Annotated in this window: 11 protein-coding genes, 1 tRNA gene and 1 riboswitch; of the genes, 5 read left to right on the top strand and 7 right to left on the bottom strand. The window is 69.2% G+C overall.

All coding sequences use genetic code 11. The annotated features are described in order from the left end of the window. Window positions 1–14: 14 nt before the first annotated feature. From ABZ404_RS20600 to ABZ404_RS20590, 3 genes are all read right to left on the bottom strand, one after another. A complete protein-coding gene (locus tag ABZ404_RS20600; protein WP_358834057.1) occupies window positions 15–335 on the bottom strand; it encodes a multidrug efflux SMR transporter in 321 nt (106 codons plus the stop codon). A gap of 49 nt (window positions 336–384) precedes the next feature. Continuing rightward, window positions 385–449, bottom strand: a riboswitch (guanidine-III (ykkC-III) riboswitch). 152 nt (window positions 450–601) lie between these two features. Beyond that, window positions 602–937, bottom strand: a complete 336-nt coding sequence (locus tag ABZ404_RS20595; RefSeq protein WP_358834058.1) for a co-chaperone GroES — start codon at window positions 935–937, stop codon at window positions 602–604. 130 nt (window positions 938–1,067) lie between these two features. Next, window positions 1,068–1,391 (bottom strand): DUF3618 domain-containing protein, encoded by a 324-nt coding sequence (locus tag ABZ404_RS20590; protein WP_358834059.1) that lies wholly within the window; start codon window positions 1,389–1,391, stop codon window positions 1,068–1,070. A 164-nt stretch (window positions 1,392–1,555) separates the two neighbouring features. Between ABZ404_RS20590 and bcp the strand changes: the two genes are divergently transcribed. The 3 genes from bcp to ABZ404_RS20575 all read left to right on the top strand — a co-directional run bounded on the left by bcp (window position 1,556) and on the right by ABZ404_RS20575 (window position 3,349). Then, on the top strand, window positions 1,556–2,023 hold the full coding sequence (gene bcp, locus ABZ404_RS20585) for a thioredoxin-dependent thiol peroxidase (RefSeq protein ID WP_358834060.1): 468 nt from the start codon (window positions 1,556–1,558) through the stop codon (window positions 2,021–2,023). 136 nt (window positions 2,024–2,159) lie between these two features. Beyond that, window positions 2,160–3,233: an HNH endonuclease signature motif containing protein gene (locus tag ABZ404_RS20580; RefSeq protein ID WP_358834061.1), complete on the top strand. Its 1,074-nt coding sequence runs from the start codon at window positions 2,160–2,162 to the stop codon at window positions 3,231–3,233. A gap of 33 nt (window positions 3,234–3,266) precedes the next feature. Further along, window positions 3,267–3,349 (top strand) — tRNA-Leu (locus tag ABZ404_RS20575). 77 nt (window positions 3,350–3,426) lie between these two features. Here ABZ404_RS20575 and rdgB read toward each other — a convergent pair. From rdgB to ABZ404_RS20555, 4 genes are all read right to left on the bottom strand, one after another. Next, window positions 3,427–4,029, bottom strand: a complete 603-nt coding sequence (gene rdgB, locus ABZ404_RS20570; protein WP_358834062.1) for an RdgB/HAM1 family non-canonical purine NTP pyrophosphatase — start codon at window positions 4,027–4,029, stop codon at window positions 3,427–3,429. Between the two features lie 37 nt (window positions 4,030–4,066). After that, window positions 4,067–4,456, bottom strand: coding sequence for a hypothetical protein (locus ABZ404_RS20565; protein WP_358834063.1), 390 nt, complete (start codon window positions 4,454–4,456; stop codon window positions 4,067–4,069). Between the two features lie 241 nt (window positions 4,457–4,697). Next, window positions 4,698–5,435, bottom strand: coding sequence for a ribonuclease PH (rph, locus tag ABZ404_RS20560; protein ID WP_358834064.1), 738 nt, complete (start codon window positions 5,433–5,435; stop codon window positions 4,698–4,700). A gap of 382 nt (window positions 5,436–5,817) precedes the next feature. Continuing rightward, window positions 5,818–6,051, bottom strand: coding sequence for a PTS glucose/sucrose transporter subunit IIB (locus ABZ404_RS20555; RefSeq protein ID WP_018517946.1), 234 nt, complete (start codon window positions 6,049–6,051; stop codon window positions 5,818–5,820). 258 nt (window positions 6,052–6,309) lie between these two features. Between ABZ404_RS20555 and ABZ404_RS20550 the strand changes: the two genes are divergently transcribed. After that, window positions 6,310–7,632: a PTS transporter subunit EIIC gene (locus ABZ404_RS20550; RefSeq protein WP_358834065.1), complete on the top strand. Its 1,323-nt coding sequence runs from the start codon at window positions 6,310–6,312 to the stop codon at window positions 7,630–7,632. A 259-nt stretch (window positions 7,633–7,891) separates the two neighbouring features. Then, window positions 7,892–9,154 carry a PTS transporter subunit EIIC gene (locus tag ABZ404_RS20545; protein ID WP_358834066.1) on the top strand — a complete coding sequence of 421 codons (1,263 nt, stop codon included), beginning with the start codon at window positions 7,892–7,894 and terminating at the stop codon, window positions 9,152–9,154. The last annotated feature ends 71 nt before the right edge of the window (window positions 9,155–9,225 follow it).

Raw genomic sequence — 9,225 nt, 5'->3', positions numbered from 1 at the left:
CCGCGGGAAGGGCGCTAGTGGCCGGAGGTGGCCTTGAGGCCGACCACGGCCACCAGCAGCAGACAGACGAAGAAGATCCGGGCGGCGGTCGCGGGCTCACCGAGCACCACCATGCCGAGCACCGCCGCACCGGCCGCGCCGATGCCCACCCACACGCCGTAGGCGGTACCGATCGGCAGGGACTTCGCGGCCTGTGCGAGCAGCAGCATCGAGGCGACGATCCCCGCGCCGGTGAGCAGACTGGGCCACAGCCGGGTGAACCCGTCCGTGTACTTCATCCCGATCGACCAGCCCACTTCGAGCAGACCGGCGACGACGAGCAGGACCCAGGCCATGAGGGACACCTCCGAGAGACGTACGCGCGCGTACGGGACGTACACGCGGGGTGCGTCGTCTTGTCCTGACCCGGTACGACGCGTCTCGTCGGGGTGCCTCCACCGTAGCAAAGGGGCGGCTGAGGCGGAGGGCACGGCGAAGGGCACGGCAAAGGGCATGGCGGAGGGCACGGCGGAGGGCATGGCAAAGGGCTGGTGACGGCGGTCACCAGCCCTTCCGTTCCGCGGCCGCACCGCCCCGGACAGGTGCGGGTGCGGCCCCGGCCTCAGAGATACAGCCCGGTCGAGTCCTCGGACACCCGCTCGGAGGCGACGGCGTGCAGATCGCGCTCCCGCATCAGTACGTAGGCGATACCGCGCACCTCGACCTCGGCGCGGTCCTCGGGGTCGTACAGCACCCGGTCGCCCGCCTCGACGGTCCGCACGTTCTGACCGACGGCGACCACCTCGGCCCAGGCCAGCCGCTTGCCGACGGCGGCGGTCGCCGGGATGAGGATGCCGCCGCCGGAGCGCCGTTCGCCCTCGGGTGTGTCGGACCGGACCAGCACGCGGTCGTGGAGCATCCGGATGGGCAGCTTGTCGTCGTGGGTGTTCTCGCTCACGGACCCGAACCTACCTGTCCCCGCCCCCGGCGTACGCCGAAGGGCCACGGAAGACGGACCGGGATCGCGGGGGAACGATCGCGGGGAGGGAGCCGAGAGGGGAGCAGCCGAGAGATGACCCGGGGGGCCGTCAGCCGCGCCGCTTGCGGGTGGACGAGAGGGCGAGCAGTCCCACCAGCCCCACGGCCAGCAGCGCGACCGGCACGATGCGCTCGATGCGGGGCGCGCCGTCCTCGTTCACGAACTGGGCCTTCACGTCCGAGACGGTCCGGTTGACCGCGACGAAGGCCCGGCCGGCCGTCCGGTCCACGGCCGAGGCGACCCGCGCCTTGGCGTCACCGGCGATCGTCGACGGGTGCAGCCGCACGCCGATCTCGTCGAGAGTGACCGCGAGCTGGTCCCGGCGACGCCTGATGTCCGCCTCGATCTGCGCAGGGGTCCTGGCTTCCGACACTGCGCCGCCTCCGTCTGTTCGGTCGGGGTATTCGGGGTATGGGGTTGTCCTTCGTCGACAGTCTGTCAGCTCCACCGCCGATGCACTGTCACAGGCCCCCATTAGGCTCTGCCGGAGTAGGCCTGCCCCGTTCCCTTACCCCGTTCCTTCCGGAGGAAGATCCCATGAGCGAGCGACTCGTCCCCGGCGACACCGCCCCCGCCTTCACCCTGCCCGACGCGGACGGCAACGAGGTCTCGCTCGCGGACCACAAGGGCCGCAAGGTCATCGTGTACTTCTACCCGGCCGCCCTTACCCCCGGCTGCACCAAGCAGGCGTGCGACTTCACGGACAACCTGGAGCTGCTGGCCGGCGCCGGTTACGACGTGATCGGCGTCTCCCCCGACAAGCCGGAGAAGCTGGCGAAGTTCCGCGACCAGGAGTCCCTGAAGGTCACCCTGGTCGGCGACCCGTCGAAGGAGGTCCTGGAGGCGTACGGGGCGTTCGGCGAGAAGAAGCTGTACGGCAAGACGGTGACCGGCGTCATCCGCTCCACGGTGGTCGTGGACGAGGAGGGCAAGGTCGAGCGCGCGCTGTACAACGTGAAGGCGACGGGGCATGTCGCGAAGATCATCAAGGACCTGGGGATCTGAGCTCCCGCCCCCCGGAACGGCCCGCACCGCGCGGTATGCGGTGCGGGCCGTTCCGCATTTCGGGCGTGACTGTCCGATTAGCGGTTCGTTGGTCCGTACGGAGGTACGACACGCGATCGACCAGGAGGGCGAAGGCATGGGGATCACACCGGAGCCGACGGCAAGAGCCGTCCGCAAGGGCGAGGTGCCGCCTTCGGGCGCGTACGACGAGGACCGGCTCACCCGGGCGGTGGCCGAGGCCCGGAACTGGACGGATCTGATGCGACGGCTCGACCTCAAGGTGAGCGGTGGTCAGCGACGCGTGCTCCAGGAGAAGGTCGCCGCGTACGGGCTGGACACGACCCACTTCGTCAAGGTCAGTCCATGGCGCAAGTACCCCGACGCCGCCATAGCCGAGGCCGCCCTCTCGTCCTCTTCACTGCGGGAGGTGGCGCTGAGGCTGGGCGCGACCCCGGCCACTGGGACGCTGTCCCATATCCGGCGCCGTATCGACGCCGCGGCCATCGACATCAGCCACTTCCCCGGCATCAACCGGCAGCAACTGGACCTGCCCTTCACGCCCGAGGAACTGCGAGCGGCGGCCGCCGCCGCGGACAGCGTGCGCGCGATGGCCCGCTCGCTGGGTGTACCGGACGACAGCCGCTCACGCGCCACGCTGGCACGCATGCTGCGCACGCACGGCATCGACGTGCGGCACTTCTCTCATCGACGTGTCGCCGTCCCTGAGGACAGGCTTCGCAGCCTCGTAAAGCACTGCACGAGCTACGCGGACGTCATGCGCGGTCTCGGGCTGGAGGTCAACGACACCAACCACAGGCGAGTCCGGCGCGTGGCGGCCCGTCTCGGCCTCGACACGAGTCACTTCAAGCGTCGCAGCTGGACGCCGCCGGAGCGCACGGCGCCGGCGTCGAAGGCGGACAGAAGACTGGTGGTCCTGCCGGAAGATGCCGGTCGGACCAACAGGACCCAGCTTCATCTGGCCCTGACCGAGATCGGAGTGCCGTACAGATGCGTCGAGTGTGGCAACAGCGGCACATGGCTGGGGCGGCCGATCACCTTGCAGATCGACCACATCAACGGGGACTGGCGGGACAACCGCCGCGAGAACCTGCGCTATTTGTGTCCCAACTGCCACGCGCTGACGGAGACGTGGTGCCGCCGGAAGGAGGCGACGCGCCTCGCCGGACAGGCAGCCCTGCCCGTACACTGAACTCCGTCGATCGAGCAGTGCGACCGGCAGCAGGCGGCCTTGGCGGAACGGCAGACGCCTCGCATTTAGGGTGCGATGGGAGTAATCCCGTGAGGGTTCGAATCCCTCAGGCCGCACAAAGCGTAAGAACGAAGGTCTGGCTCGCAGTTCTCGCGAGCCAGACCGTCGCGCCCTTCGGCATACGGCGGGGCCCTCAGCCCAGCAGTTCCCGTACCGCCGGTACCAGCGCGCGGAACGCCTTGCCGCGGTGGCTGATCGCGTTCTTCTCCTCGGGCGTCAGTTCCGCGCAGGTGCGGGTCTCGCCCTCGGGCTGGAGGATCGGGTCGTAGCCGAAGCCGTTCGTGCCCGAGGGCTCGTGGCGGAGGGTGCCCAGGAGGCGGCCCTCGACCACGCGCTCGGTGCCGTCGGGGAGGGCCAGGGCCGCCGCGCAGGCGAAGTGGGCGCCGCGGTGGGGCTCGGCGATGTCGCCGAGCTGGGCCAGGAGCAGGTCCAGGTTGGCCTTGTCGTCGCCGTGGGTGCCGGACCAGCGGGCGGAGAAGATGCCGGGGGCGCCGTTCAGTACGTCCACGCAGAGGCCCGAGTCGTCGGCTACCGCGGGCAGGCCCGTGGCGCGCGCGAGCGCGTGGGCCTTCAGGAGCGCGTTCTCGGCGAAGGTGACGCCGGTCTCCTTGACGTCGGGGATCTCCGGATACGCGTCGGCGCCGACCAGTTCGTGGGGCAGTCCGGCGTCCGCGAGGATCGCGCGGAGCTCGGTGATTTTGCCGGCGTTGCGGGTGGCGAGGATCAGGCGGGTCATGCCCCCAGTATCGCCGGGCTCTCCCGGCGCCCGGACGTCACGGGGTGCAGACCTTGCCGACTTCCTTGGCCGCGTCCTTGACGGGGCCGATGTCCGGCGTGTTGTCGCCGTTCTTGATCGCCGAACGTACGTTGCCGACCGCCTTGTTGAGGTTGTCGACCGCCTTGGAGAGGTCGGCGTTGTCCGTCTTGTTCTTCAGCGACGACAGGTTGGTGTCGATGTCGTTGAGGGCCTGGTCCGCCCGGGCCGGGTTGTCGGCGGCGTTGGACACCGCGCGGCCCAGGTCGTCGACGCTGGTGGCGATCGCGTCGGCCGTCTGGACGCAGTCCAGCGCCTTGCTGACCGCGCTGCACCCGACGGCGGCGGGCAGGGCGAGGGCCGCGGTGGCGGCGGTGAGTGCGAGGGCGCGGCGGCGGCTTCTGCGCATGGACGGGTCCTCCCCGGGTGTACGGACGGGCGTACGGTTCGGCCCGTACGCCCGTGTGGGTAGGGACGCGGGGAGGGGTCCGCACGGTTGCCTTGGCCCTGTGTGACGGGTGCCTCGGCTTCGTATGCCGGCTGCCTTGGCCCTGTGTGACGGGTGCCTCGGCCCCTTATGACGGTTGCCTTGGCCCTGTGGGAAAGGTTCCTCGGCCCCGTACGCCCGTACCGCCCTCGCGGTCGTCTCGTTACGCGTCGAGCGTGCGGCCCAGTGCCTCCACCTGGAGTGCGGCCAGGTCGGCGCAGCCGCCGGTGGCGAGGTCGAGGAGCGCGTTGAGCTCCTTGCGGTCGAACGGCTCGGCCTCGGCGGTGCCCTGGACCTCGACGAAGCGGCCGTCGCCGGTGCAGACGACGTTCATGTCGGTCTCGGCGCGCACGTCCTCCTCGTAGCAGAGGTCGAGGAGGGGCGTGCCGTCGACGATGCCGACGGAGACGGCGGCGACGGTGCCGGTGAGCGGCTGGCGGTTGGCCTTGACCAGTTTCTTGGTCTGGGCCCAGCCGATGGCGTCGGCGAGTGCCACGTACGCGCCGGTGATGGCGGCGGTGCGGGTGCCGCCGTCGGCCTGGAGGACGTCGCAGTCGAGGACGATGGTGTTCTCGCCGAGCGCCTTGTAGTCGATGACGGCGCGCAGGCTGCGGCCGATGAGGCGGGAGATCTCGTGGGTGCGTCCGCCGATCTTGCCGCGGACGGACTCGCGGTCGCCGCGGGTGTTGGTGGAGCGCGGCAGCATCGAGTACTCCGCGGTCACCCAGCCCTCGCCGCTGCCCTTGCGCCAGCGGGGGACGCCTTCGGTGACGGAGGCGGTGCAGAAGACTTTGGTGTCGCCGAAGGAGATGAGGACGGAGCCCTCGGCGTGCTTGCTCCATCCGCGTTCGATGGTGACGGGGCGGAGCTGGTCGGGGGTGCGGCCGTCGATACGAGACATGCCACGAGCGTAGCCCGTGGGCGTCTCGGTCCTGGGGGCGTGCCCCCCGGCCCCCCTTCCGGGGCTTCGCCCCGCTGGCCCCTTCGGGGCTTCGCCCCCCGGATTTCGTTCGTCTGCGGGTGGTCGACGGCTGGTCGCGCCGTTCCCCGCACCCCTTAGGGGGCGCGTCTTCGTCTGCGGGGTGGTGGGGGTTGCTCGCGCAGTTCCCCGCGCCCCTTGAGAGGTGCGTCTTTGGCTGCGGGGCGGTGGGGCTGGGCGCGCCGTTCCCCGCGCCCCTTTCAGGGGCGCGGCGGGCTGCGCCGGGCGCCCGCCGACGGCTGCGGCGGGCACGGGAAAGGGGCCCCTCCCGTCCAGGAAGGGCCCCCTTTACCGGGTCTTCAGGTCACATCATGTCTTCGATGTCCGCCGCGATCGGGTCGGCGTCCGTGCCGATGACGACCTGGATCGCGGTGCCCATCTTGACGACGCCGTGGGCGCCGGCGGCCTTCAGCGCGGCCTCGTCCACCTTGCTCGGGTCGATGACCTCGGTGCGGAGGCGGGTGATGCAGCCCTCGACCTCTTCGATGTTCTCGATACCGCCGAGCCCGGCGACGATCTTCTCAGCCTTGCTGGCCATGTCTGTCTCCCTGTTCTTTCAAAGAACGCTGTGGCGGCGCACCACAGATCTGTCCGACCGCGGTTCCGCTTTGTCACCGTAACGCACGTTTGGCCCAGTTACGCGAGCGAGCGTCCGCGCGCTGGCCAAGGATGGCGATCACCGGTACCGCGCCCGTGCGGCCAGGATCCGGACGATACCGCAACTGGTCTACACCAGTGTGCAACGCACCCCGGAACTGGCTTGTTCCGACGGGACGGACGGGACGGAGGGCCGCCGATGAGCGCGGACAGCACGGCAGCGGACCGGCCGGACCGGTCGGGCCGGTCGGGCCGGCCGAAGTGGTGGAACGGGGCGTTCCAGAACCTCCAGAAGATGGGGCGCAGCCTCCAGCTCCCGATCGCCGTCCTGCCCGCGGCCGGCATCCTCAACCGGCTCGGCCAGCCGGACGTCTTCGGCAAGGACGGCCTCGGCTGGACCGACGTCGCCAAGGTCATGGCCGGCGCGGGCGGCGCGCTGCTCGACGCCAACATCGGCCTGCCGCTGCTGTTCTGCATCGGCGTCGCCATCGGCATGGCCAAGAAGGCGGACGGCTCCACCGCGCTCGCCGCCGTGGCGGGCTTCCTCGTCTACTACAACGTGCTGCGCCAGTTCCCCAAGGACTGCGCCGCGGGCGCGAAGGTCATCTCGGCGGGATGCCAGGCCAACGACGGGACCGTGGCGGCCTTCACGTACCAGAACCCGGGGGTCTTCGGCGGCATCGTCATGGGCCTGCTCGCCGCCTGGTTCTGGCAGCGCTACCACCGGGTGAAGCTGGTCGACTGGCTCGGCTTCTTCAACGGCCGCCGGCTCGTCCCCATCATCATGTCGTTCGTCGCCATCGCGTTCGCGGCGATCTGCCTGTGGGTCTGGCCGCCGATCGGTGACGGCCTGGAGAACTTCAGCGACTGGCTGGTGGGTCTCGGCGCCTGGGGCGCGGGCATCTTCGGCATCGCCAACCGGGCGCTGCTCGTGATCGGGCTGCACCAGTTCCTCAACGTGCCCATCTGGTTCCAGTTCGGCAGCTTCACCAAGCCGGACGGGACCGTGGTCCACGGTGACATCAGCATGTTCCTGGCGGGCGACAAGGACGCGGGCCAGTTCACCACGGGCTTCTTCCCCATCATGATGTTCGCGCTCCCCGCCGCCGCCCTGGCGATCACCCACTGCGCCAAGCCGCACCGCCGCAAGCAGGTGGGCGGTCTGATGCTGTCGGTCGGCCTGACGTCGTTCGTCACCGGCATCACCGAGCCGATCGAGTACTCGTTCCTCTTCATCGCGCCGCTGCTGTACGTGATCCACGCGGTGCTCACGGGCGTCTCGATGGCGGTGAGCTGGGCGCTGGGCGTCAAGGACGGCTTCAGCTTCTCCGCCGGGCTCATCGACTACGTCATCAACTGGAACCTGGCAACCAAGCCGTGGCTGATCATTCCGATCGGGCTGGTCTTCGCGGCCGTCTATTACGTGATCTTCCGGTTCGCGATCACCAAGTTCGACCTCCCCACCCCCGGGCGCGAACCGGAGGAGCTGGAAGAGGAGATCGAGCGGGAGAACACGAAGTAATAACGGCGGGATAACCAAGCGGTGATACGGCCAAGGCCTCGGACCCCAGGGTCCGGGGCCTTTGTCCGTCATGCCGGAATGTATGGCTCAGCACACAGAAATTGCAGGTTCCTTATCTAACCCTCACCGTGCTACAACTGGTCTACACCACTCAATGGTGTAGACCACGCGGGCTTCACCGCGTTCCCCCCTGAGACGCCGCCGTCCCCCCGTATTTTCCCATGTCCCCGGGCGGCGCCTTGCCAACTGGAGGAAGTTGATGAGTACGGCCACCGCTACGGCGGCGCCCGCGAAGAAGCGGGGTGCCGGCCTGTTCCAGGGTCTGCAGAAGGTCGGTCGCAGCCTGCAGCTGCCGATCGCCGTACTGCCGGCCGCGGGCATTCTGCTCCGCCTCGGCGCACCCGATGTCTTCGGCAAGGAAGGTCTCGGCTGGGGCAAGGTCGCCACGGTCTTCTCGACCGCCGGTGACGCCGTGTTCGGCAACCTGCCGCTGCTGTTCTGCGTCGGCATCGCGATCGGCTTCGCCAAGAAGGCCGACGGCTCGACGGCGCTCGCCGCGCTGGTCGGCTTCCTGGTCTACAAGAACGTGCTCACCGCGTTCCCGGTGACCGACGCCGTGGTCAACACCACCGCCAACAAGGGGGTCGACGTCGCCGCGACGTACAACGACCCCAAGGTCTTCGGCGGCATCATCATGGGTCTGCTGTCCGCCGTCATCTGGCAGCGGTTCCACCGCACCAAGCTGGTGGACTGGCTCGGCTTCTTCAACGGCCGCCGTCTCGTCCCGATCATCATGGCCTTCGTCGGTCTGCTCATGGGCGTCTTCTTCGGCCTGGTCTGGGAGCCCATCGGTGACGTGATCACCAACTTCGGCGAGTGGATGACGGGCCTCGGCGCCGTCGGCGCGGGCATCTTCGGTGTCGTCAACCGCGCGCTGCTGCCGATCGGCATGCACCAGTTCGTGAACACGGTCGCCTGGCAGGAGATCGGCGACTTCAAGGACTCCTCCGGCACCCTGTGGCACGGAGACCTGCCGCGCTTCTTCCACGGCGACCCGACGGCCGGCCAGTTCATGTCCGGCTTCTTCCCGATCATGATGTTCGCGCTGCCCGCCGCCGCCCTGGCGATCACGCACTGCGCCCGCCCCGAGCGCCGCAAGGCCGTCGGCGGCATGATGATCTCGCTCGCGCTGACCTCGTTCGTCACCGGCATCACCGAGCCGATCGAGTTCGCGTTCATGTTCATCGCGCCGGTCCTGTACGTGATCCACGCGGTCCTGACCGCCGTCTCGATGGCCGTCACCTGGGCGCTGGGCGTGCACCACGGCTTCAGCTTCTCGGCCGGTGCGATCGACTACATCCTGAACTGGAACCTCGCGACCAAGCCATGGATGATCATCCCGATCGGCCTGGTCTTCGCGGCGATCTACTACTTCGTCTTCCGCTTCGCGATCGTCAAGTTCAACCTCACCACCCCGGGCCGTGAGCCCGAGGAAGAGGTCGAGGACCTGACGAAGGCGTAAGCCGTACGGCTGGTGCGAGAAGGGCCCCCGGAACCGCTCGGTTCCGGGGGCCCTTCTCGTACGTCCGCCGC

The organism is Streptomyces sp. NPDC005878 (assembly GCF_040629815.1).
Taxonomy (GTDB): Bacteria; Actinomycetota; Actinomycetes; order Streptomycetales; family Streptomycetaceae; genus Streptomyces.
Note: the sequence above shows the minus strand (reverse complement) of the source record. Positions and strands in the feature narration are given on the sequence as shown.

Excerpts from the sequence above, each read along its gene's own strand:
- ABZ404_RS20555 (WP_018517946.1), bottom strand. The coding sequence starts at position 6,051 with ATGGCCAGCAAGGCTGAGAAGATCGTCGCCGGGCTCGGCGGTATCGAG.
- ABZ404_RS20545 (WP_358834066.1), top strand. The coding sequence starts at position 7,892 with ATGAGTACGGCCACCGCTACGGCGGCGCCCGCGAAGAAGCGGGGTGCC.
- bcp (WP_358834060.1), top strand. The coding sequence starts at position 1,556 with ATGAGCGAGCGACTCGTCCCCGGCGACACCGCCCCCGCCTTCACCCTG.
- rph (WP_358834064.1), bottom strand. The coding sequence starts at position 5,435 with ATGTCTCGTATCGACGGCCGCACCCCCGACCAGCTCCGCCCCGTCACC.
- rdgB (WP_358834062.1), bottom strand. The coding sequence starts at position 4,029 with ATGACCCGCCTGATCCTCGCCACCCGCAACGCCGGCAAAATCACCGAG.
- ABZ404_RS20580 (WP_358834061.1), top strand. The coding sequence starts at position 2,160 with ATGGGGATCACACCGGAGCCGACGGCAAGAGCCGTCCGCAAGGGCGAG.
- ABZ404_RS20565 (WP_358834063.1), bottom strand. The coding sequence starts at position 4,456 with ATGCGCAGAAGCCGCCGCCGCGCCCTCGCACTCACCGCCGCCACCGCG.
- ABZ404_RS20600 (WP_358834057.1), bottom strand. The coding sequence starts at position 335 with ATGGCCTGGGTCCTGCTCGTCGTCGCCGGTCTGCTCGAAGTGGGCTGG.
- ABZ404_RS20550 (WP_358834065.1), top strand. The coding sequence starts at position 6,310 with ATGAGCGCGGACAGCACGGCAGCGGACCGGCCGGACCGGTCGGGCCGG.